At 58.4% G+C, this 23,067-nt stretch carries 23 protein-coding genes; 5 read left to right on the top strand and 18 right to left on the bottom strand.

Annotated elements, in window-relative coordinates; translation table 11 throughout:
• The first annotated feature begins 9 nt into the window (after positions 1–9).
• Positions 10–1,638: a methyl-accepting chemotaxis protein gene (locus tag RCI20_RS08515; protein WP_306604349.1), complete on the top strand. Its 1,629-nt coding sequence runs from the start codon at positions 10–12 to the stop codon at positions 1,636–1,638.
• A gap of 2 nt (positions 1,639–1,640) precedes the next feature.
• Here the strand turns inward: RCI20_RS08515 and RCI20_RS08520 are convergent, their stop codons facing one another.
• The 7 genes from RCI20_RS08520 to RCI20_RS08550 all read right to left on the bottom strand — a co-directional run bounded on the left by RCI20_RS08520 (position 1,641) and on the right by RCI20_RS08550 (position 9,414).
• On the bottom strand, positions 1,641–2,894 hold the full coding sequence (locus RCI20_RS08520; protein WP_306604351.1) for a CaiB/BaiF CoA-transferase family protein: 1,254 nt from the start codon (positions 2,892–2,894) through the stop codon (positions 1,641–1,643).
• Between the two features lies 1 nt (position 2,895).
• On the bottom strand, positions 2,896–3,690 hold the full coding sequence (murI, locus tag RCI20_RS08525) for a glutamate racemase (protein WP_306604352.1): 795 nt from the start codon (positions 3,688–3,690) through the stop codon (positions 2,896–2,898).
• 27 nt (positions 3,691–3,717) lie between these two features.
• Positions 3,718–4,698, bottom strand: coding sequence for a magnesium and cobalt transport protein CorA (locus RCI20_RS08530; RefSeq protein ID WP_306604353.1), 981 nt, complete (start codon positions 4,696–4,698; stop codon positions 3,718–3,720).
• A 66-nt stretch (positions 4,699–4,764) separates the two neighbouring features.
• On the bottom strand, positions 4,765–5,280 hold the full coding sequence (locus tag RCI20_RS08535; protein ID WP_306604355.1) for a hypothetical protein: 516 nt from the start codon (positions 5,278–5,280) through the stop codon (positions 4,765–4,767).
• A 109-nt stretch (positions 5,281–5,389) separates the two neighbouring features.
• Entirely contained in the window at positions 5,390–5,650 is a 261-nt protein-coding gene (locus RCI20_RS08540) for a hypothetical protein (protein WP_306604357.1), read from the bottom strand.
• A gap of 63 nt (positions 5,651–5,713) precedes the next feature.
• Positions 5,714–6,955, bottom strand: coding sequence for an NADP-dependent isocitrate dehydrogenase (gene icd / locus RCI20_RS08545; RefSeq protein WP_306604360.1), 1,242 nt, complete (start codon positions 6,953–6,955; stop codon positions 5,714–5,716).
• Positions 6,956–7,173: 218 nt separating this feature from the next.
• A complete protein-coding gene (locus tag RCI20_RS08550; RefSeq protein ID WP_306604362.1) occupies positions 7,174–9,414 on the bottom strand; it encodes an NADP-dependent isocitrate dehydrogenase in 2,241 nt (746 codons plus the stop codon).
• A gap of 27 nt (positions 9,415–9,441) precedes the next feature.
• Between RCI20_RS08550 and RCI20_RS08555 the strand changes: the two genes are divergently transcribed.
• From RCI20_RS08555 to RCI20_RS08570, 4 genes are read left to right on the top strand one after another with little or no spacing between them, the layout of a single operon-like run.
• Positions 9,442–9,594, top strand: a complete 153-nt coding sequence (locus RCI20_RS08555) for a hypothetical protein (RefSeq protein ID WP_306604363.1) — start codon at positions 9,442–9,444, stop codon at positions 9,592–9,594.
• 29 nt (positions 9,595–9,623) lie between these two features.
• Complete coding sequence (gene aceK / locus RCI20_RS08560; RefSeq protein WP_306604364.1) at positions 9,624–11,423, top strand: bifunctional isocitrate dehydrogenase kinase/phosphatase; 1,800 nt, start codon at positions 9,624–9,626, stop codon at positions 11,421–11,423.
• A gap of 59 nt (positions 11,424–11,482) precedes the next feature.
• Entirely contained in the window at positions 11,483–12,709 is a 1,227-nt protein-coding gene (locus RCI20_RS08565) for a methyl-accepting chemotaxis protein (protein ID WP_306604365.1), read from the top strand.
• 55 nt (positions 12,710–12,764) lie between these two features.
• On the top strand, positions 12,765–13,820 hold the full coding sequence (locus RCI20_RS08570; RefSeq protein ID WP_306604366.1) for a YeeE/YedE family protein: 1,056 nt from the start codon (positions 12,765–12,767) through the stop codon (positions 13,818–13,820).
• Between the two features lie 7 nt (positions 13,821–13,827).
• On the opposite strand, the gene RCI20_RS08575 is transcribed toward RCI20_RS08570, so the two are convergent.
• The 11 genes from RCI20_RS08575 to RCI20_RS08625 all read right to left on the bottom strand — a co-directional run bounded on the left by RCI20_RS08575 (position 13,828) and on the right by RCI20_RS08625 (position 22,970).
• A complete protein-coding gene (locus RCI20_RS08575; protein ID WP_306604367.1) occupies positions 13,828–14,172 on the bottom strand; it encodes a DUF5368 domain-containing protein in 345 nt (114 codons plus the stop codon).
• Between the two features lie 19 nt (positions 14,173–14,191).
• The gene (locus RCI20_RS08580) at positions 14,192–15,550 is read right to left on the bottom strand and encodes an NAD(P)/FAD-dependent oxidoreductase (RefSeq protein WP_306604369.1); all 1,359 of its coding nucleotides are present in this window, start codon (positions 15,548–15,550) and stop codon (positions 14,192–14,194) included.
• Positions 15,551–15,673: 123 nt separating this feature from the next.
• Positions 15,674–16,285 carry a rhodanese-like domain-containing protein gene (locus RCI20_RS08585; RefSeq protein ID WP_306604370.1) on the bottom strand — a complete coding sequence of 204 codons (612 nt, stop codon included), beginning with the start codon at positions 16,283–16,285 and terminating at the stop codon, positions 15,674–15,676.
• Positions 16,282–18,006: a thiosulfohydrolase SoxB gene (soxB, locus tag RCI20_RS08590; RefSeq protein WP_306604371.1), complete on the bottom strand. Its 1,725-nt coding sequence runs from the start codon at positions 18,004–18,006 to the stop codon at positions 16,282–16,284. Before soxB ends, RCI20_RS08585 begins: the two co-directional genes overlap by 4 nt.
• Before the next feature lie 59 nt (positions 18,007–18,065).
• Positions 18,066–18,671, bottom strand: coding sequence for a sulfur oxidation c-type cytochrome SoxX (gene soxX / locus RCI20_RS08595; RefSeq protein WP_306604373.1), 606 nt, complete (start codon positions 18,669–18,671; stop codon positions 18,066–18,068).
• Positions 18,672–18,681: 10 nt separating this feature from the next.
• On the bottom strand, positions 18,682–19,494 hold the full coding sequence (gene soxA, locus RCI20_RS08600) for a sulfur oxidation c-type cytochrome SoxA (RefSeq protein WP_306604375.1): 813 nt from the start codon (positions 19,492–19,494) through the stop codon (positions 18,682–18,684).
• A 117-nt stretch (positions 19,495–19,611) separates the two neighbouring features.
• Entirely contained in the window at positions 19,612–19,926 is a 315-nt protein-coding gene (gene soxZ, locus RCI20_RS08605) for a thiosulfate oxidation carrier complex protein SoxZ (protein WP_306604376.1), read from the bottom strand.
• 35 nt (positions 19,927–19,961) lie between these two features.
• Positions 19,962–20,429, bottom strand: a complete 468-nt coding sequence (soxY, locus tag RCI20_RS08610) for a thiosulfate oxidation carrier protein SoxY (protein WP_306604377.1) — start codon at positions 20,427–20,429, stop codon at positions 19,962–19,964.
• Positions 20,430–20,453: 24 nt separating this feature from the next.
• The gene (locus tag RCI20_RS08615) at positions 20,454–21,257 is read right to left on the bottom strand and encodes a c-type cytochrome (RefSeq protein ID WP_306604378.1); all 804 of its coding nucleotides are present in this window, start codon (positions 21,255–21,257) and stop codon (positions 20,454–20,456) included.
• Positions 21,241–22,587 carry a sulfite dehydrogenase gene (gene soxC, locus RCI20_RS08620; RefSeq protein WP_306604379.1) on the bottom strand — a complete coding sequence of 449 codons (1,347 nt, stop codon included), beginning with the start codon at positions 22,585–22,587 and terminating at the stop codon, positions 21,241–21,243. The genes RCI20_RS08615 and soxC overlap by 17 nt, the downstream gene beginning before the upstream one ends.
• A gap of 29 nt (positions 22,588–22,616) precedes the next feature.
• Positions 22,617–22,970, bottom strand: coding sequence for a metalloregulator ArsR/SmtB family transcription factor (locus tag RCI20_RS08625; protein WP_306604381.1), 354 nt, complete (start codon positions 22,968–22,970; stop codon positions 22,617–22,619).
• Positions 22,971–23,067 lie beyond the last annotated feature (97 nt).

The following is a 23,067-nucleotide window of genomic DNA, read 5'->3' on the forward strand; positions in this document are numbered from 1 at the left end:
ATTTTCAGCATGAGCACTTTAGCCAATCTGCGGGTGGCTACCCGCATTCAACTACTGATCGGCCTGACATTGATCGGTTTGCTGGTTTTATGTCTGATTTCGCTCTTTCAGCTCAAGGGCAGCATGCTCGAAGATCGCAAGGAAAAAACCCACAACCTGGTGGAGGTTGCCAAGGGGATTCTTGAACATCACCATAAACTGGCGACATCCGGCCTGCTCAGCACCGAAGCCGCGCAGAAAGCTGCCCGCGACAGCCTGCGAGACTTGCGCTACGGCGACAAGGATTATTTCTTCATCATTGATACCGCCGGCAATTACATCATGCTGGGCGTCAATCCGGCCGCCGAAGGGCAGAACCGGATCGAAACGAAGGACGCCAACGGGAAATTCCTCGTCCGCGAACTGATTGCCACGGCACAAGGCGGTGGCGGCTTTGTCGAATACGACTATCCCAGAGCCGGCCAGGAAAAAGCCGAACCGAAACTTTCCTACGCCACACTGTTTGGCGCGTGGAACTGGGTGATCGGCACCGGCATCTACATCGATGACATCGACCAGAAATACAAGAAAAGCGCTGTCATGCTCGGCGGGATTTCCTTGGTCCTGCTGACGATTCTCGTCCTGTTCGGGTATCTGGTCGGCAGCAGTGTGCTCCGGCAACTGGGTGGCGAACCCAAGGAAGCGACCGAAATCATGGAACGTGTTGCGAGCGGCGACCTGACAGCCAGCATCAGCCAGGCGGCACCAGGCAGTCTGTTGCATGCCCTTGGTGGCATGGTCACCTCGTTGCGCCAGATGGTCGGTGAAATCAACAAGGATGCCAACCATCTGGTCGACAATGCCGAGAAAATCGCCTTGGCATCGGATGACGTCGCCAGCGCAGCCGAACAGCAATCGGACGCCACCTCCGCCATGGCGGCAGCCATCGAAGAACTGACGGTCAGCTCGAACCATATCTCGGACAGCGCCCGCGACACCTCGCAGGACTCCATTGCCGCCGTCGAACTTTCCGGTCAGGGATCGGCCCGTGTCGATCAGGCCTCGCAGGCCATCCAGCAGATTTCGGATACGGTGTCCGATGCCTCAAGCCGCATCCATGCGCTGGAAGAGCGCGCCAGGCAGGTTTCCAGCATCGCCAACGTGATCAAGGATATCGCCGGCCAGACCAACCTGCTGGCGCTCAATGCCGCCATCGAAGCCGCCCGCGCCGGCGAACAGGGGCGCGGCTTCGCGGTGGTTGCCGACGAAGTGCGCAAACTGGCCGAACGCACCTCGCTGGCCACCACCGAAATCGAACAAATGATTGTCGGTATCCAGAGCGACACCGTCGGTGCCGTCGAAGCGATGAACGCCGCCTTGCCGGAAGTGCAACAAGGCGTTGAACTGGCCGCTTCGGCCTCGGAATCGCTGCGCGCCATAGAGGAAGGTGCCCGCCGTACGCTGTCGCGCATCGGCGAAGTCGCCGATGCAACCAAGGAGCAAAGTTCAGCCAGTACGTCGATTGCCCAGCGCGTCGAGCAGATCGCCAACATGGTCGAGCAAACCACCGACACCATCCGCGGCACGGCGGCCACAGCGCATCAACTGCAGGATATTGCCGTCAGCCTGAAGCAACTGATCAGCCGCTTCAAGGTTTAAGCCTAGACAGCTCCGGCGGCGCGCAATTCGGCAATGCGTTCTGCTGCATAACCCAGTGCGGCCAGCACTTCATCGGTATGCGCCCCCAACGCCGGGCCGATCCATTCGGTACCGCCCGGCGTGGCCGACAAGGTCGGCACGATGCCGGGCATCCGAAACGGTTTGCCATCCGGTAGCGTTGCACTCTGAAACATCTGGCGGGCGATGAATTGTGGGTCGGCGAACATGTCGACCGCAGAATAAACGCGTGACGACGGCACTTCGGCCTTGGCCAGCACGGCCAGCACCTCTGCTTCGTCGTGTTCGGCACACCAGCCGTCGATCAAGGCATAGATTTCATCGCGCCGGGCGTCGCGGCCGGCATTGTCGGCCAGCGTCGGATCGTCGGCGAGATCGGGGCGCCCGATGGCCTGCATGAAACGCTTGAAGATTGCATCGCCATTCGCGCCGATGGTGACGTGCTTGCCATCGCGGGTCGTGTGCGTGTTCGACGGCGTGATGCCGGGCATGATGTTGCCGGTGCGTTCGCGGACAAAACCGAAGACGTCGAACTCGGGCACCATCGACTCCATCATCGCAAACACCGCCTCATAAAGCGCCACATCGACCACCTGCCCGGCACCGCCATTGATTTCCCTGTGGCGCAGCGCCATCAGCGCACCGATGGCGCCCCACAACGCGGCAATCGAATCGCCGATGGAAATCCCGGTGCGCACCGGCGGCCGGTCGGCAAAGCCGGTGATGTAACGCAAACCGCCCATCGATTCGCCAACGGCACCAAAGCCGGGTTGATCCTTGTACGGCCCGCTCTGGCCGAAACCCGACAGGCGGACCATGACCAGCCCCGGATTGTCGGCATGCAGGCTTTCCCAGCTAAGACCAAGCTTTTCCAGCACGCCGGGCCGGAAGTTTTCAACCAGGATGTCGGCCTCGGCGATCAGCTTGCGCACAAAGGCCACACCTTCCGAGTGCTTCAGGTTGGCAGTCACCGATTTCTTGTTGCGCGCCTGCACGTACCACCACAGCGAGGTGCCCTCGTACAACTTGCGCCATTTGCGCAGCGGGTCGCCGCCATCGGGCGACTCGACCTTGATCACCTCGGCACCGAACTCGGCCATGATCCGCGTGCAGAACGGCCCGGCAATCAGCGTCCCGAGTTCGACCACCTTCAGGCCGGCCAAGGGTTTCTGCGCGGCGCCCTGCTTTTGTGTATCGCCCGGCTTCGGCGTTTCGCTCTGCTTTTGCGTTTCACTCATCTCAAGGCTCCCAATGTTCTACAGGCAATTTCTGCCCCCACAGGCGGTCGACCGTAGCAATGACCTGCTGCGGCGATCCGCTGGTCGCTACAACAAGTTTTCCCTGACCGGCCGCTCCGCCGCCCTGCAGATTGCCCGCCGCGAGCAGGCGCTCCAACTGCCTGGCGACCGCCTCGCCGGTATCGAGCAAAGTCACGCCGGCCGGCAGGCGAGCGGCAATCGCCTCAGCCACCCACGGGTAATGCGTGCAGCCGAGCACCACGACATCCGCACCAGCCGCCGCCAGCGGCGCCACGAAGGCATCGAGCAAGACGGCCACCGGCGGGCTGTCCGGCCCCTCGGTTTCAATCGCCTCGGCCAGACCGGGGCAAGCCTGCGGGATGACCTGCAAGTGAGGGGCATGATTGCCGACCAGGCGCTGAAACCGCTCGCTGGCCAACGTCCGTGTCGTCGCCAGCACACCGATCACGCCGCTTCGCGTCAGGCTCACCGCCGGCTTGACGCCGGGTTCCAGCGCGACGATGGGCAAATCCACCGCCGCCCGGATCGCCTCAGCCGCCGCCGCCGTGGCCGTATTGCAGGCAATCACCAAGGCCTTGGCACCGCGTTTGACCAGCGCCTCGGCAATCGCCACACCACGCGCCTTGAGGAAAATCTCGGGTTTGTCGCCATAGGGCAGGAAACGCGTATCGGCAAAATAGAAAAAGTCTTCCTGCGGCAGTCGACCGCGCAAGGCACGCAAGACGGTCAAACCACCGAGACCGGAATCGAAGACGGCGATGGGTCGGGATTTCACAAGGTAATGAGCGGCAAATTTGAAATGCTACAACCAGCCGGCACGCTTGAAACGCCGGAAGAGGAAAAAACAGGTCGTACTGATCGCCAGCAAGGCAGTCGGGTAACCGTACTCCCAATCCAGTTCCGGCATATGCGCGAAATTCATGCCCCAGATGCCGGCAAATGCCGTAGCGACGGCGAAAATCCCGGCCCAGGCGGCAAGGCGCTTGCTGACTTCGCTATCCTCTATGGCGACCATCGACAGATTGACCTGGATGGCCGTGCCGATGGTGTCGCGGATGGTATCGATCGACGCATCGATACGCACAAGGTGGTCGTACACATCGCGAAAATAATCCCGGCTGCTGAGACAAATGGCCGGGGCACGATTGCCGGAGAGTTTCCCGGCGACTTCCATCAGCGGCGCCACCACATGCTTGAGCAACATCACCTTGCGCTTCAGCGCGTAGAGTTGTTCGATATTGGCCCGCGCCGCACCTTTGACGAAAATCCTCTCTTCCACGGCTTCAAGCGCTGATTCCAGTTGGTCGACAATCGGAAAATAACGATCCACCACCGCATCCATCAGGGCATACAGGACAAAACCGGCGCCATGTTTCAGCAAATGCGGTTCCCGTTCGCAACGTTCGCGCACGCCAAGAAATCCCTGCTGACTCCTGTTTCTGACCGACAACACGTAATTGGGGCCAACAAATACATCAACCTCACCCAGGTTGTATTCGCCCTGATCGTTTTCACCCTTATCCGGCTCCACCAGGTGCATGACGGCGAAAATCGAATCGCCGTATTCCTCGACCTTGGGCCGCTGATGGCCATGCCGCGCATCCTCGACCGCCAGTTCGTGGAGTTTGAACTCCTCCTGCATCTTGTCCAGCTCTTCAGGCGTTGCGTCGCGCAAGGCCACCCAGACAAAACAATCCGGCCGTTCCAGGTAATCGCTGATTTCCTCGACGGAAAGCTCGGTCAGACGAGAGCCGTTTTCATAGGCCACACAGTTGATCAACACGTCCAATCCCCTTCCGGCATTTTTCTACTTGAAGCGCCCTTCCCCAAGGAAAAGCCCTCGCAACAGTTATTCTGGCTGGCGAAACTCATCGGCAATCCACGCCTCGACCGTCGCGGCGTTGAACTTGAAATTGGGTGGCACCCGCACTTGTGCGAGCAACTCCCCCGCGGCGTCCGTCGCCGCCAGCACGGCATAAGGGTCGTCTTCATCCGGTTCGATATCGAGACTGATGGAAAGTGGCCCATCCGGCCCGTTGACCGCAAGTTTCTTGTGCAGCATCGCGTGCAGGTGATGTTCATGACGCCGGATGACTTCCGAAGCCGTCTTGACCAGCACCTGGAAAGCCGAGGCATCGAGCGGCTTCGGGTTTTTCTTGTCGCGCCCCATGGTCCACGGACCGACCAGCGCCGGCTCCGCTTCGCCGTCCTTGATCATTTCGACCGCCCAGCCCTCATCGTCTTCATTCTTGATGACGCGGGCAGTCCAGCCGTTGTTGCGCCAAAGGCGCGCTTCATTGACGACGGAATCCGGATCGCTATCCACGCTGGACTCGGCAACTTCATTGTTGGCAATTGATGTCATGGCGGAATTGTACTTCCCGAAAACACGAAAGCCCCCTCATGGGGGCTTCGCTGCGCCGGAATCGCGCGAAAAATCAGCCAAAGCGCCTTACTGGCCGCTCATGTTCCACTTATTTTCCAGACTCGCACTTCTTCATGAAAGAGTTCTTGGCAGCACCAGCCAGCGGCTTGCCATTTTTGTCGAGCGCCTTGCTGGCACACTGCTGGCCGAGCTGTTCGCGTTCGCATTTTTTCATGAAGGAATTTTTTGCCGCACCAGCCAGTGGCTTGCCTTCCTTGCTGACTGCCTGGGCTTCACAGTTCGCGGGCTCGGCAATGGCAAAGCTGGCAGCAAACAGGTGAGCCAGCGCAAAAAAGATGATTTTCTTCATTTGAGTCTCCTTTAACGACGTAAAAACCTCACCGTTGGATGAGGCAGTTTTCCAGCAAGCAGCTTACATGCGCGCGATCATCGCATCACCAAACTCGGAGCATGACAACTCATCAGCCCCGTCCATCAGGCGGGCAAAATCGTAGGTCACTTTCTTGTCGCAGATCGCCGCTTCCATCGCCTTGATGACGAGATTGGCAGCTTCCTTCCAGCCCAGGTGGCGCAGCATCATTTCGGCTGACAGGATCAGCGAGCCGGGATTGACCTTGTCGAGGCCGGCATACTTCGGCGCGGTCCCGTGCGTCGCTTCGAAACAGGCGTACTGGTCGGAAATGTTGGCGCCCGGGGCAATGCCAATGCCGCCGACCTGCGCCGCCAGCGCGTCGGAAATGTAGTCGCCGTTCAGGTTGGTGGTGACGATGGTGTCGTACTCGGCCGGACGCAGCAGGATCTGCTGCAGGAAGGCATCGGCAATGGAATCCTTGACGATGACTTCGCGACCGCTGTTCGGATTGCGGAACTTGCACCACGGACCGCCATCGATCAATTCGGCACCGAATTCCTCGATGGCCACCTTGTAGGCGGTGTCGCGGAACAGGCCTTCCGTGAACTTCATGATGTTGCCCTTGTGCACGATGGTCAGCGACTTGCGGTCGTTGGCGATGACATACTTCAGCGCAGCGCGCACCAGGCGGGTCGTCCCCTCGATGGAAATCGGCTTGATGCCGATGCCTGAAGTTTCCGGGAAACGAATCTTCTTGACGCCCATTTCCTTCTGCAGGAATTCGATGACCTTCTTCGCCCCATCCGACTGCGCCGACCACTCGATCCCGGCGTAAATATCTTCGGTGTTTTCGCGGAAGATGACCATGTTGGTCAGTTCCGGATGTTTCAGCGGCGACGGCACGCCCTTGAAATACTGCACCGGGCGGACGCACTGATAGAGATCCAGCTCCTGGCGCAGGGCCACATTCAGCGAACGGATGCCGCCCCCGACCGGTGTCGTCATCGGCCCCTTGATGGAGACCGAATATTCCTTCAAGGCGGCGAAGGTTTCCTGCGGTAACCACTCGTCCGGACCATACAACTGGGTGGATTTTTCCCCGGCATAAACTTCCATCCAGTGAATTTTCCTTTTGCCGCCATAAGCCTTGTCGACCGCAGCATCGATGACCTTGATCATGACCGGTGTGATATCGATGCCGATACCATCGCCTTCAATGAAAGGAATGATCGGATTATCCGGGGTCGGCTGCCCCGGAACGATTTTCGCACCACCCTGCGGAACCTTGATATGAGATGTCATGGCGACTCCTATGATTTTGTTTTCAGGCGGCAGAAAGCCTGTTGGACTCCCTGACCTGTCCGGTTTTACGTCCCCGGCGGCCAGCCCGGTCAATTATGGAACAAATTGCATGGGAATGTCAGCGTGACAGCCATACAGCCAAGAAGGCTCTGGATGAGCATAAAAAAACCCGGCCCTCCGCTCACGCAGAGGCCGGGCTTCCTGATTCAGCAGCTGGCTCAGGCGATACGCGCAGCCTTCAGTGCGGCGTTCAGCGTCGGGCTCGGACGCATCACGGCCTTGCACTTCTCCGGATCAGCCTTGTAGTAACCACCGATGTCGACCGGCTTGCCCTGCACCGTCTTCATCTCGGCAACGATTTGCGCTTCGCTGTCGGCCAGAACCTTGGCCAGCTTGGTGAAGTGCGCAGCCAGTTCGGCATCGTCCTTCTGGGTGGCCAGTTCCTGCGCCCAGTACATGGCGAGGTAGAACTGCGAACCGCGATTGTCCAGCTCACCGGTCTTCGGCGACGGCGACTTGTTGTTGTCCAAGAGCTTGCCGGTGGCGGCATCGAGCGTCTTGGCCAAGAGCTTGGCGCGGGCATTGTTTTCCTTGATGCCCAGTTCTTCCAGCGACACCGCCAGGGCCAGGAACTCACCCAGCGAATCCCAGCGCAGGTGGTTTTCCTGCGTCAGCTGCTGCACGTGCTTCGGGGCCGAACCGCCGGCACCGGTTTCGTACATGCCGCCGCCGTTCATCAGCGGCACGATGGACAGCATCTTGGCCGAGGTGCCGAGTTCCATGATCGGGAACAGGTCGGTCAGGTAATCGCGCAGGATGTTGCCGGTCACCGAAATGGTGTCCAGGCCACGGGCGACGCGCTCCAGCGTGAAGCGCATGGCGCGCACTTGCGACATGATCTGAATGTCGAGACCGCTGGTGTCGTGATCCTTGAGATACTTCTGGACCTTCTTGATCAGCTCGTTTTCGTGCGGACGATAGGCGTCGAGCCAGAACACGGCCGGCATGCCGGAATTGCGAGCGCGGGTGACGGCCAGCTTGACCCAGTCGCGGATCGGCGCGTCCTTGACCTGACACATGCGCCAGATGTCGCCGGCTTCGACGTTTTGTGTCAGCAGCACTTCACCGCTGTTGTTGTCGACGATGTTGGCGATGCCGTCTTCGGCGATTTCGAAAGTCTTGTCGTGTGAGCCGTATTCTTCGGCCTGCTGAGCCATCAGACCGACGTTCGGGACGGTGCCCATGGTCTTCGGATCGAAGTTGCCATGCCATTTGACGAAGTTGATCATCTCCTGATAGATGCGGGCAAAGGTCGATTCCGGCATGACGCACTTGCTGTCGTACTGCTTGCCGTCGGCACCCCACATCTTGCCGCCCTGACGGATCATGGCCGGCATGGAAGCGTCGACGATGATGTCGTTCGGCGAATGGAAATTGGTGATGCCCTTGGCCGAGTCGACCATGGCCAGACGCGGACGGTGTTCCTGACAGGCGTGCAGGTCACGGATGATTTCGTCGCGCTTGGATTCCGGCAGGGTCTTGATCTTCTCGTACAGATCGACCATACCGTTATTGACGTTGATGCCCAGCTCGTCGAAGGTCTTGCCGTGCTTCTCGAAGGCTTCCTTGTAGTAGATCTTGACGCAATGGCCGAAAACGATCGGGTGCGAGACCTTCATCATCGTCGCCTTGACGTGCAGCGAGTACAGGATGCCGGACTGGCGGCAATCTTCCAGCGTTTGCTCGTAAAAATCGCACAGCGCCTTCTTGCTCATGAACATCGAGTCGATGATTTCGCCTTCGAGCAGCGACAGCTTCGGCTTCAGCACAGTGGTCTTGCCGCCTTTGGCGATCAGCTCCATGCGCACTTCGCGCGGTTTGTCCAGGGTCAGCGACTTTTCGCCATGGTAGAAGTCGCCATGATTCATGTGCGAAACGTGAGTCTGCGACCACTGTTTCCATTCGCCCATCGAGTGCGGACGCTTCTTGGCGTAATTCTTGACAGCCATCGGCGCGCGGCGATCGGAGTTGCCTTCGCGCAGCACCGGATTGACGGCGGAGCCGAGGCACTTGCCGAAGCGGGCCTTGAGGGCCTTTTCTTCGTCGGTATTGGCCATCTCGGGATAGTCGGGAATGGCGTAGCCCTTTTCCTGCAGTTCCTTGACGCAAGCCTTCAACTGAGCAACGGAGGCGCTGATGTTCGGCAGCTTGATAATGTTTGTCTCGGGTTGCAGGCACTTCTTGCCCAATTCGCCGAGCGTATTCGGGACGCGTTGTTCTTCCGTCAGACACTCGGGGAATTCGGCCAGCACGCGGGCAGAAACGGAAATATCGGCCTTCTCGATCTCGATGCCGGCCGGCCCCGTAAAGGTGCGGATGATCGGCAAAAAGGCACAAGTCGCCAGCAACGGCGCCTCGTCGGTGAGCGTGTAGATAATCTTGGACTTGCCTGCGGACATGCTAACCCCTTGGTGATGGTGTTTGATATGCGGGCCGACGATACGCCGGCACCCTTGCGCGGTGCTTACAGCAACCTCGGGAGTATCCGCATCAGCACGCTATCGGTCAACGGTGAAATCGGTTTTCACAGTGCGAATTACGCCAAAAATGCACCATTTTTGGGGATTTCCGGGTGCTAAACTGACCGACTTCCCCGGGAGTGATGACGATGAAGATTTCGCTCGGCCTGTATGGTGCAAACGCCCACCAGATCGCGCTGGCCCTGATTCAGGGTTTCAACAAGCATTACACGCTGTTTCGCCAGACCTGCCAGGAGGCCAAGAGACGTTTTGAAAAAGGCGACTGGCAGGACGTACACCGTGCAGTCAGTGAACGCATCCGTTTCTACGACGACCGGGTCGATGAATGCGTCGAACGCCTGCGCGGGGAATTCGATGGCGAAAACCTGGACGATGCGACCTGGCAACAGATCAAGTTGCTCTACATCGGCCTGTTGCTCAATCACAAGCAGCCGGAACTGGCCGAAACCTTCTTCAATTCGGTAACGACCAAGATTCTGCACCGGACTTATTTCCACAACGATTTCATTTTCGTCCGCCCGACCATTTCCACGGAAAACCTGGAAGGCGACGAAGCCCCCACCTACCGCAGTTACTACGCCGATATCAAAGGCCTGCGCGGGGCAATCCGCGAAATCGTCCGGGATTTCAACTGGCAGCGCCCGTTTGCCGATCTCGAACGCGACGTGAATTACGTGTATCAGGCGATTCGTCACTATCTGCAGGAAATGCCGCGCCGCGAGGACAATTTCCAGATCCAGGTCCTCGGCTCGGCCTTCTATCGCAACAAGGCCGCCTACATCATCGGCAAGGCAATCAACGGGGCACAGGAATATCCCTTCACCATTCCGGTACTGCATGACCAGGATGGCAAGCTCTTCCTCGATACCGTGCTGCTCGATGCCTGGCGGATCGGCCTGCTGTTTTCACTGTCGCGCGCCTATTTCATGGTCGACATGGAAGTGCCGTCCAGCTACGTCCAGTTCCTGCGCGCCATCATGCCGAACAAGCCGCGCTCCGAGATTTACATCATGCTCGGGCTGGGCAAGCAGGGAAAGACGATGTTCTTCCGCGATTTCATCTATCACCTGCATCACTCGCAGGACAAGTTCATCATGGCACCCGGCATTCGCGGCTTGGTCATGCTGGTATTCACGCTGCCCTCCTACCCCTACGTGTTCAAGATCATCAAGGACGTGTTCGGCAGTTCCAAGGACATGGACCGCGCTACCGTCAAAAAGAAATTCATGATGGTCAAGCAGGTCGACCGCGTCGGCCGCATGGCCGATACGCTGGAGTTTTCCAACGTGATGTTCCCGCTGGCCCGCTTCAGCGCCGAGGTCATGGAAGAGCTGGAACGCCTCGCCCCATCATGCTACGAGATCGACGGCGAGCAGTTGATCATCAAGCACCTGTACATCGAGCGCCGCATGGAGCCGCTGAATATCCACCTGGAGCGGATGAACAGGGCGAACAACCTGCCAGGCATGGAGCACGCGATCAAGGAATACGGCAGCGCGATCCGCGAACTGGCGCAAGCCAACATTTTCCCCGGCGACATGCTGTGGAAGAACTTCGGCATCACGCGCTACGGCCGCGTCGTGTTTTACGATTACGACGAAATCGAATACATGACCGACATCAACTTCCGCAAAATCCCGCCGGCGCCGGACTTTGAAACCGAGATGTCCGGCGAGGTCTGGTACGGCGTGGCACGCAACGATGTGTTCCCGGAAGAATTCGCCACCTTCCTGCTCAGCATGCCGCTGGTGCGCAAGCTGTTCATCAAGCACCACAAGGATTTGCTGTCGACCACCTTCTGGCAGGGCGCGCAGGAGAAGATTCGCAACGGCCATGTCGAAGACTTTTTCCCTTATCCGGAAGAGTTGCGTTTCGTGAACTGCCCGCCAGAACAAGAAGGTCTGCCGTCAGTTCACGCCCCTCTGTAACATCGGGCAGGCAGATAGCACTCGTATAATTGCGAACCGAGACTCACCCAGGATACTGAATGAAAAGATTTGATGACCTCCTGACCCGTGGCAGCGCATTACTGGCTTTGGCGCTCTGGCTATGGTCGTGGATTGCCGAAGCTCAACCGAATCACTGGTTTGCCGTGCTGGCCGTTTTGCTGACTACCGCTACCCTGTTTTCACTGCGCGAACGCGAACAGTGGAAAGCGCGGCAAAAAGGCTATGTCAACGAATTGACCGGCGTCATGTCCGAATACCATGTGCTTTCCAATGAAGCGATGGCACATGCCGAAATGCAGTTCTCGTCACTGGAAAAGGAAATGCACGATGCCCAGACGCTGATCCGCGAATCGGTATTCAGTCTTTACGGCAGCCTGACCGGCCTCGAATCGCAGTCGAACAGCCAGCAGGAAATCCTCCGTTCGCTGATCAGCGAAATGCTCAGCATGACCGGCTCCGACGATAGTCACGCCGCAGAGCATGCCGGTCTGCAACGCTTCTTCAGTGAAACCAATGCACTGATCGCCGAATTCGTTGGCAAGATGGAGCAATTGCAGGGCACGAGCCGGGGCGTTGCCGAGAGTTTCCGCCAGATGCAGGACAAGGTTGCACGGATTACCGGCACACTCAACGACATTTCCGGCATCACCAAACAAACCGACTTGCTGGCACTCAATGCCGCGATCGAAGCTGCCCGCGCCGGGGAGGCTGGACGAGGCTTCGCCGTGGTGGCCGATGAAGTACGCACGCTGGCAGCACGAACCGGCGAGTTCAACGTCGATATCCGCCAGGCCCTGAACGACATTCTCGAATCCTTGCGCGATGTGGGACAACGCGTCGATGCAGCCAGCCAGATTGACCTCAGTGTCGCAGAACGCTCACGCGCCACGCTCGATGAACTCGGCACGGAACTGCTCGGCCTGACCGAGAAGGCACGCGAACACTCCAGCAACATCACCAGCATCACTGAGAAAATGCGCGACCTGACGCAGGAAGGCGTCATGGCCATGCAATTCGAGGACATCGTGACCCAGATGATCACGCGCATCAGTCAGCGCACCGATCATGTGGGTTCTTATATGCACGCTTTCCTCAGCCTGCACCACGATCAGGATGAAAGCGACGGCATACAACGCTTCCGCAAGCGTAGCCAGCGTTTGCTCGAACTGCTGGTGGATTCGCACGTCAAATCCGATGCGCTGCGCAACCACATGAAATCGACCGGCAATCAAGGACAAGGCGATGGCGCGATCGAACTTTTCTGACCTGAACGAAAAAGCACGAAATATTGCGGTCGACCGCAATATTTCTCAATAAATCATGGGGTTTACCGAGCTTCTGGAAACCTTCGGCGAAAAACCCCTGATCGCCATCGCTGGCTTGCTGATCGGCTTGCTGTTCGGCATCTTTGCCCAGCGCTCGCGCTTCTGCCTGCGCTCGGCGGTCGTTGAATTCTGGAGCCGTCAGGGCTGCGCCAAGCTGGCGATCTGGTTATTCGCGTTTTCCACGGCCGTCATTGCCACGCAAGGTTTCATTGCCGGCGACTGGCTGGATGTTTCGCAGGCCCGCCAGTTATCGGCCCGGGGCAGCATTTCCGGTGCGCTGGTCGGTGGTCTGCTGTTCGGCATCGGCATGATCCTGGCGCGCGGCTGCTCATCGCGCATGTTGGTGCTGGCAGCCAACGGCAACCTGCGCGCCCTGCTCACCGGCCTGATTTTCGCGGTGACTGCGCAGGCCTCGCTGAACGGCATCCTGTCACCATTGCGCAGCTGGATATCCGCCTGGTGGACCATCGAAGGGAGTACCCGCGACCTGCTTGCCACAGCGCATGTCGGACAGCTCGGCGGCATGCTGTTCGGCCTGCTGTGGCTGGCCGCCGCCATCGTTTTTGCCCGGCAAGCCCGGTTGACCGCAAGAGAATGGGTCGGCGGCATCGGGGTCGGCCTGATGGTCGCCATTGCCTGGCTGACCACCTTTGCCATCGGCAGCAATGCCTTCGAAGTCATGCCGGTGCAAAGCCTCAGCTTCACCGGCCCTTCAGCCGACGTGCTGATGCTGGTGCTGTCGCCACCGGGGCAACCCTGGGATTTCGATATCGGTCTGGTACCGGGCGTCGTCCTCGGCTCTTTTCTCGCCGCATTGTGGGGCAAGGAGTTGAAGCTGGAAGGCTTCACGGATGGGCTGAGCATGCGTCGCTACATCGCTGGCGCGCTATGCATGGGCTTCGGCGGCATGCTGGCCGGCGGTTGTGCCGTCGGCGCCGGCGTCTCGGGCGCCGCGGTCTTTGCGTTGACCGCCTGGATTTCGCTGATCGGCATGTGGGCCGGCGCCGGACTGGCCGATGCGCTGATCGACAAGCCGACACGCCGACCTTGATAACTTGCTACCGGGCCGGTTTGCGCCACCCCATGAAGGTATAAGCGAGGATGGAGGTCCCGGCCAGACCTAAACCAAAGACCAGCGCAATCAGGAACCAGTCGGCCGGACCACCAGCGTCGGTAAAGCCCGACGACGAGACTTTGGCCATCAGGACCAGCGCCAATACACCGCCCACCAAGCCAACCAGTTCGGCGCGCACCAGACGCTTCGAATCGATTGTCCGCTCCTTGAGCAGCAGCATGACAAACGCTGCCGTGCCCGCGACAATGAGCAAAATCATCAGCCACAGCAGCGGCCCGAGCATTTCCTGAAAGACGGCCAGGAAGACCAGCGGATCGAGTTCTTTCATCTTTGCATTCCTCCAGAAATCAGGCGCGACCGCGCAACATGCTGAGATAGGTCGGTTTCAGGGCCATCGTCTTCATGACCCAGCTGATCCACAACTCTTCGAGCGGCGCAATGATGCCCGGGAAGGATGGTGTCAGATTGTCCTTGTAGTCGAATTCGACAAGCATCGCCTGCCCCAGTCGGGTAATCAGCGGGCAAGAGGTATAACCGTCGTAGCGTGCCGTCGTCTCGGCGCCGGAAATCGCGGCGATCAGGTGGTCGACCGCAACCGGCACCTGCCACTTGACGCTGGCTGCCGTCTTGCCCTTGGGCACGCCGGCCACGTCGCCGACAGCGAACACGTTGTCGAAACGCTTGTGCCGCAAATTATGCTTATCCACCTCGATCCAGCCATCCTTGGCCCAGCCGCCTTCCTGCCAGGGTAGCGGACTGTTGCGTACCGAGTCCGGCGCACGCATCGGCGGGATGACGTTGATGAAGTCGTACTGCAGTTCGACTGGTCCGATCGGCGTCTTGAACACGGCCAGTTTCTTGGCCAGATCGATCGATTCCAGCACCCGCTCGTAATTGACCTTGACGCCGCGCTCCTCGAACAGCATGCGGACCTTTTCATGCACGATGGGCACGCTGAACAAGGCCTTGTTGTTGGCGTTGTAAATGATCTCGGCTTTGCCACGATTGCCACGGCGACGCAGGTAATCGTCGGTGATGAAGGAGTACTTGAGCGGTGCGCCGGCACATTTCATCTCGGTTCCGGGACGCTGGAATACGCCAACGCCACCCTTGTCGGCAAAATCCGACATCGCCCGCCAGGTCGCCTCAGCCTTGGCCGGACTGTGATAAATGCTGCCCAGACCGTTGTTGCCGATCTGCTCGACATCCATGCCGGGAATGGCCTCGTAATCCAGCTTCAAACCGGTCGCGACGATCAGGAAATCGTACGGATAAGACTTGCCGCTCTCGCTGACGACCTTGTTGCCTTCCGGATCGAACTCGACGACCCGCTCTTCAACCAGTTCGACACCGTCAGGCACATATTCCCGCGTCGTGGATAGCGGATAGGAAACCGGCTTGATACCGGCAGCGACCAGCGTAAAACCCGGTTGATAAAAATGCTCCTTGCGCGCATCGATCAGCGTGATTTTTGCGCCATCGAGCCGCTTGGCCAGATGTGAGGCAGCAGCCAGACCTGCCGCCCCAGCACCGGCGATGACGATGCGGGCCGACGATTTTAGCTTGCTCTCGGCCCGCGCCACGCCCGGCGCCAGCAGCAAAGAACCTGCCCCCGCCGCGCCAAGCATCAGGAACGAACGACGATCCAGATTTTTCTTTCCGGCATCGTCCAGAACCGCCTTCAGTGCGTCCTTGTACATACGCATGACCTCCCTTTGATGAGCGCCAAACAACAATAAGCAAATTAGTGAATACTAAATATCAAGACCTGAAAAAGCGACCCTGGCCTCAGCAAGTACCTGAGAACCGGGATCGCCTTGTCAGAACAATCAACGCGGGAAGTACATCTTCCCCTTCTCCAGTTTGTAGCTCCACGGCAAATCGCTGTTCTTCCAGCCATTGACCACGCGCTGCCCCTTCTTCGGCCCCTCTGAAGCACGGTCGCCTTCGAAGCCCTCGGCCACACTGTAAACACGGGTGTAACCAGCCGCCTGCAGGCGATCCGCCGCCTTCGAACTACGGTCGCCGGAGCGACAGAGCAGTATGACTGGCGCATCCTTGGCCAAACCCAGCTCCTTCAACCGGCGCTCGATCTCCGGTACGAAATCCTGGTTCGGCTCCAGCTTGTACATGGTGCGCTTTTCATCCCAATCGCTCATGATTTCCTGGTGTTCGACAAATGGCACCAGCGCATCGACATCCGTCGCCATCCCGACGTAAACAGCTTCGGCCCGTGTCCGGATATCGAATAGCGCTACGCCCTTCGCGTCCTTTTTCTTCATGTCGTAAGCCTGCTGCGGCGTCAGATACAAGCCCAGTTTGCTGACCTTGATTTCCGGCAGCTTGTCCCAGTTCGTTGCACCCGGCGCCCAGTCAGCAGCAAAACTCAGGGCGGAAAAGGCCAGTGCAACACCGGCTACGGCAAATTTGAGGGTTTTCATAGGGCAATCCCCGGATTGTTTTCAGCACCCTTGAGCTTCGGCATGTTCAGCGTCACCGGCTTCAAGGTCTTGACGTCGCGCAGGTAACGGGCGACGACTTCCCAGATCGGTTCACCGGAGTTTTTCGCCTCCTCCGATACCGGTGCCCAACCGGCGACGCGGTAGTTTTTGGCCGGATCGATCAGTTGACCGCGCAACATCATGTTCTGGATGCGCTGACCGGCCTTCGCCGTCGGGTCACAGGTGTATTGCAGGCCGCCGACGCGCACCATGTCGCCACCTTGCTGGTAGTACGGATCGGGATTGAACAGGTTGTCGCAGACGTCTTCGAGAATGGTCTTGATCATCTCGCCGCTCATGTTGCTGACCGTCGTCCACGGATAGGTGATCGCCGTCTGGTCGAGCACATGCTCCATCAGGATCGGCTGGCCCGGCAACAACGAGGTGCCCCAGCGGAAGCCGGGCGAGAAGGCAATTTCGGCATCCTTCACCTGCATCAGCGCATCGACGATGACCTGGTCGAAGGTGCCATTGAAGTTGCCGCGGCGGTACAGCGTGCCCTCGGTAACGGCCAGTTTTTCGTTGAGCTTGTCGAGGTAAGGCGCACGTGCCTTGTCGATCAAGGCCTGCATGTCCTTGTCGGCCGGCAGCAGGTTGGCGAACACCGGCAGCAGCTTGTAGCGATAGCCGGCGATCTTGCCATTCTTGACGTCGAAATCGAGCACGCCGAGATATTTGCCGTTCGAGCCGGCATTGGTGACCAACGTCTGGCCGCCGGCATTCTTGACGATGACCGGCGCCGGCATGCCGTCGTGCGTGTGGCCACCCATGATGGCGTCGATGCCCTTGACTCGCGAGGCCATTTTCAGGTCGACGTCCATGCCGTTATGCGACAGCACTACGACGACCTGGGCGCCCTTGGCGCGGGCTTCGTCGACCGTCTTCTGCATGTTCTCTTCCTGGATGCCGAAGCTCCAGTTCGGCGTCTGCCAGCGCGGGTTGGCAATTGGCGTGTAGGGAAACGCCTGGCCGATGATGGCGACCGGCACGCCGTTCATGTTCTTCATCACGAAGGGCTTGAACACCGCATCGCCGAAGTCGGTGGTCTTGACGTTCTGGGCGACGATATCGATCTGGCCGGCGAAATCCTTTTCCTCGATTTCCTTGACCCGCTCTTCGCCATAAGTTGACTCCCAATGCAGGGTCATGACATTGACGCCGAGCGCCTTGCAGGCGTCGACCATGTCCTGCGCGTTGGTCCACAATGCGGTACCGGAGCCTTGCCAGGTATCGCCGCCGTCAAGCAGCAACGCCCCCGGACGGGTCGCCTTCATGCGTTTGACCAGCGTCGCGAGGTGCGCGAAGCCGCCGACCTTGCCGTAGGTCTCGGCGGCTTTTTCGAAATTCAGATAGGTGTAGGCGTGCGCTTCGATGCTGTTCGGCTTGAAGCCGAAATGTTTCAGCAGATTGGCACCAACCAAGTGCGGCACCTTGCCGAACTGATCGCCAAAACCAAGGTTGACGCTCGGCTCGCGGAAATAAATGGGCTGCAACTGGGCATGACAGTCGGTGATGTGCAGCAGACTGACGTTGCCAAACTTGGGCAAGTCATAGAGCTTGGCCGCCCCTTTTTCTGCCATGGCAAATTCACTATGCAAGGACATGCCGCCCGCGGCAGCAACCGCCATGACCTGAAGAAACTCCCGACGATTCATGCTCATATTCAATCCTTCAAAAAAAGACCCGGCGGGTTCACCAGCCGGGTTAAGTCACGCAAGGTTCATTTCTGGTTGACTGGGGAAGCCGGGTCGAACAGGAAAGCCATCAAATGCTTGATCTGCTGTTCGGTCAGAATTTCCGCGTCACCATTGCGCGGCATGTTGCTGCAGGCATTGAACGCCTTGGCGTTGTAGATTTTGCCCCAGGTGTATTTGACGATTTCATCGCTGTTGCCACGAACCTTGCCGTATTCGAGCAGGCTGGGACCGATGGTGCCGTAGGACACTTCGTGGTGGCTCATCTGGTGACAGTTGTAGCAACCACCGCCGTTGTTGTGCGGGGTCTGGTCAGTCCAGGTCAAACCACGACCGCTGACGGCAATTTTCTCGCCCTCTTTCCAGTTACCGAAATACTTGCCATCGGCTGGGTAACGGATGGTTTTCAGTTGGGCCGCCTCGATCTGCGCCATCACCTGCTTCGACGGCTGCTTCTCGACCGAACAGGCTTTCTGGAAATCAAGCTGGTACATGCGATGCTTCGCGGCAATCCCGTTCGTCTGGAACGAGCGATCCATCATGGCCTTGAATTCTGCATAGGTATCCTCGCTACCGGCCCAGGCAGCCGGCAAGACAAGCAGCAGTGCAGCCAGCGTCGTAATCTTTTTCATGGTCGCCTCCTTAGCGCTTGATACCGGGGGTGACGACCTTGCCGCCGTTGGCAGTCGCCGCCAGATAGACGGAAAGCGCGATGGTGACGTCGGCGCCATAGATCGGTTCAGCCGCTCGCTGCTGGCGATAGCAATCGTTCAGGCGGTGCTGCATGGTCCAGAACTGCCCTGCCGATACGCGGTATGCGGGCCAACTTCCCCAACCAGCGGCAGCACCTTCCTGGGTACGCAGGTCTGGCAACTCCTGCATACGTATACGCTTGCCCTGCTCGCCATGGCAGGTGGCACAGGAGAAATCCATCGGGCCGGCCCGGTGATAGAACGCCAGCTTGCCCATTTCGTACATTTTCTTCATTTCCGGCGGACGCATATCAATCTTGATTTTGTGTCCGTTCGACTCGGTCACGACATAAGCCACCAAGGCTGCCACTTTTTCTTTCTCGCCCTTTAACCAGCCAGCCTTGACAACGGCCTGTGGATCGAGGCCCTGCAAGGTTTCCATACAGGTCATCAGACGGGTTTCCAGATCCTGCACTTTGCCGGTATCTTTGAAAAAGCGTGGCAACTGGGCGGAAGCCCCCTTGATGACACCCGGCCCAAGACCGAGATCGCATCGTTCCAAGCTGGAATTCTTCGGTCCACGCTTGGTTTTCCAAAGTTCTTCGCCTTCTGCCGCAGCAAGTTCTGACGGATTACCATCAGCCAAAGCTTCGCGATACTCATTGATGCCGTCCAGCAACTTGTCACTGGCCGAGGCAGAAAACGCGGGGCCAGCCAGCAATGCGGCAAGCACAAATACAGTGTATTTCTTTGGGGCTAACATAAACTCCTCCAATTTTTTCCCTGACTTGTCCCGAGACACGATCTATCGCCGTGTTGGCGGGTTGCAAAAACGGCAAGCCTCGGCATCCAACGCCTGGCTTGCCGCAGATGCGCTGACTTAGGCGATAGCCGCTTCGTCAGTCCGTGTTTCACCCTTGTTGTCTTTCCAGGTCAGGGCAATTTTGTCGCCAGCAGCGCCGCCCTTGAATTTGAAAGCCAGGTAGGGGTTTTTGGAAATGGCGGTGCCAAATTCCGAACTCAACACGACCTTGCCATTGTGCGTAGCGGTCAGTTCAGTAATGAAATGTGCCGGCACGATTGCGCCGTTGGCATCCTTGCGCTGACCGGTTTCCATTTCATGGGCAATCAGTGCCTTGATTTCGGTAACGCCATCCTTGACCGAGGCGCGGATTCGCATGGGCTTTGTTGCCATCGTTATCTCCTTGAATTCGTCTGTTTATCGATCGATCAGCCGCCGCAGCCGCCGAGCGTGACCTTGATTTCCTTGGTCGCCATGTAGAACTTGTCGCCCGCCTTGACCAGCGCATACACGTTGGAGGTTTGCCCCATCTTGACGCGCGTCTGAACGTTGGCTTCCGTACCGGCCGGCAGGGTGAAACTGGCCGCCAGCGCATTCGGGTTCTTGTCGATCAGGATGGCCAGCATGGTCGTCCCGGCAATGGCGGAAGTGACGCCCACCGGAACCACGGCACCGTTTTCAGCGATATCGGGGCCGGTCACCTGAACATCCTTGCTGTCAGCCGGCTGTACCGCACCGAGTGCCTTCAGGGTGTCAGCCATGCTCTTGGCCTCGAATGCAGCCTTGTTCCAGTCGGCCAGTGCCATACCCGGCGTGATCAGGCCGGCAGCGGCCAGCGCACCCAGAACCGCGGCGCCCGTACCCGTTTTAAGAACCTTGCGACGTTGATTATTCATGACTTCTCCTCTCAAAAATGGGGATTACTTGGCCGGTGCGGCGGTTGCCGCGTCGACGGTACGCACACCGCGCACCGGGCCAAAACTGCGGTTCTGCTCTTCCAGATTGCCGTGCGCCGTCCGTGCGTAGTCTGGCAACACGGAACCCACTTGCACATCCTTCTTGCAGTTCTTCATGCACGCGCTGTTCTTCACATCCGGTTTGCCACCATTGCCCATCCCGCCCTTGGCTGCCGATGGTCCTGGCCACATGCCGTGGTCGGTCGTCATGCCGTTGCGGTTGGGCATCAGTTTCTGCACATCAGCGATGTTCTTGTCGGACAATTCGAAGTCGGCGGGAACGATCTCAGCCAAGTTCAGGAAATACGCCAGGATGGCGTACACCTCATCCGGCTTCAGCGACTTGGGTTCGGTCCATGGCATGGCACGATAGATGTAGTCCCACACCGTGGAAATGGTCGCCACCTTGGTGAAGGTCGTACGCTGCGGAATGTCGCCGGTGACAAAACCGCCCACCCGTCCATTCTGGATATCGGCCTTGGTCGTGCCGCCAACCAGCGGGGTGAAGACCTCGTTCGACTCGCCGAAGGAACCGTGACAGGAAGCACACTTTTCCTCAAACAAATCGTTGCCGCGCGAGACGTTGCCGGCGCCCTTGGGCAAGCCCTTGAAATCCGGACGGACGTCAATATCCCAGGCCTTGACTTCAGCCGGCGTGGCCTGACGGCCGACGCCGGCATAGTTATCAAAGGCCAATGTTGCGGTCGACGCTCCCAAGGCAGAAAAACCGAAAGCCAGAATCAGAACCGATTTAGAGAACCTGGACATTGCTGACCTCCCCGCTTTCGACGACTTTCCAGGACTGGATCGCGTTGTTGTGATAAATCGATTTGGTGCCGCGGACTTCACGCAACTGGCCGTAAGCCGGCTGCACATAGCCTGTCTCATCGATGGCGCGCGACTGCAGCATGGCCGGTTTGCCGTCCCAGACCCAATCGATATTGAAGCGGGTCAGCGCCTTGTTCTGTACCGGCCCTTCGATGCGCGCGGTTTTCCAGTTGATACCGCCGTCGACCGAAACATCGACCCGGGTAATCTTGCCGCGCCCTGACCAGGCAAGGCCGGTAATGTTGTAGAACCCCTTTTCCAGCAAACGCTGACCGCCAGAGGGTGTGGTGATGACCGACTTGCATTCCTGAATCGATGAATACTGGCGATGCAAGCCATCCGGCATCAAATCGATGTAATGAACGGCTTCATCCTTGGTCGCATAAGGCTTGTCGCCCACTTCGATGCGGCGCAGCCATTTGACCCAGGAAACGCCCTGCACCCCAGGTACGACGAGACGCAACGGATAACCGTTTTCCGGACGCAACATTTCCCCGTTCATGCCGTAGGCGACAAAGACTTCGCCGTTCTCGACCATTTCCATCGGGATGGTGCGGGTCATTGACGAGCCGTCGGCACCTTCAGCCAGGACATAACGCGCCTTCTTGTAGTCAACACCGCAATCTTCCAGCAACAGTTTGAGCGGCACACCGGTGAACTCGGAACAGGACAGCATGCCGTGCGTGTATTGCACGGTCGGCACAGCGACGTTGCCCCACTCGAGACCGGTATTGGCGCCACACTCAATAAAATGGATACGCGATACCGATGGCAGGCGCATCAACTGATCCATGGTGTAGACCTTGGGCTTTTTCAGAAAAGCCGGATCGGAACCGTTGATCATCAGGCGATGACGGGCCGGATCAACATCGTGCCAACCCTGATGATGCCGCTCGAAATGCAGACCGGAGGGCGTAATGATGCCGAATAGCCCCTGCAACGGCGCAAAGGAAACCGAGGCGCCGCCAACCCGGGTCAGCCCCGGCGATTCACGACGCAACAACTGGCCTTCGAACTTGGATGGCTGACCATAAGGATTGACGGCAACCGGCATACCCAGACTGGTCGACCAAGGCGGCAGATTAAGGATTTCCGGATCACCGTCACTCGCTCTGGCTGCAATCGGTGCGGCCATCGCGGCACCCGCTGCAAGAAAACTCTTGCGCAGAAAATCACGCCGTCCTGCAGCAACGGCCTTGACCTGCTCATCCGACAGGAAGTTTTCCGGAGCGGGCCGCAAATGCCCCGGTTGTTTCGACAAATCACCCATAGAGATTTTTCCCCTCCGCTTTATTGATTTCAAGTAATGCAATGCTCTATCGAAATTCCCAGATGCTCACCAATATCGCGGCTGGCTACCGTGATGCTGACCGTTCTGCAGATATCGACAAAATTGGGATCGACGACCCGATAGAAAACAGAATTTCCGACCTTCCGCCGGCCGACCACGCCCGCGCGATAGAGAATATTCAGATGCCTGGAGATATTTGCCTGCGTCAGACCAACCTGTTCGACCACCTCATGAACCGGCCGCTCATCCACACACAGGCACGAAAGAATACGCAGGCGCGTTGGGTCAGCCAAAAGGCCAAAGTATTGGGCTACCCGCTCGAACACCTGAGATGTCTCGTCCATGTTATTTTTGATCCGCATCAATATCAATGTATAACTGAGTATTTATATAGTCAACAACTTATATTGTTGCAATGCAGCATGCAATTCGCCGTAAATCCATATAGGCTAGATAATA

The organism is Azonexus sp., from assembly GCF_030824335.1.
Taxonomy (GTDB): Bacteria; Pseudomonadota; Gammaproteobacteria; order Burkholderiales; family Rhodocyclaceae; genus Azonexus.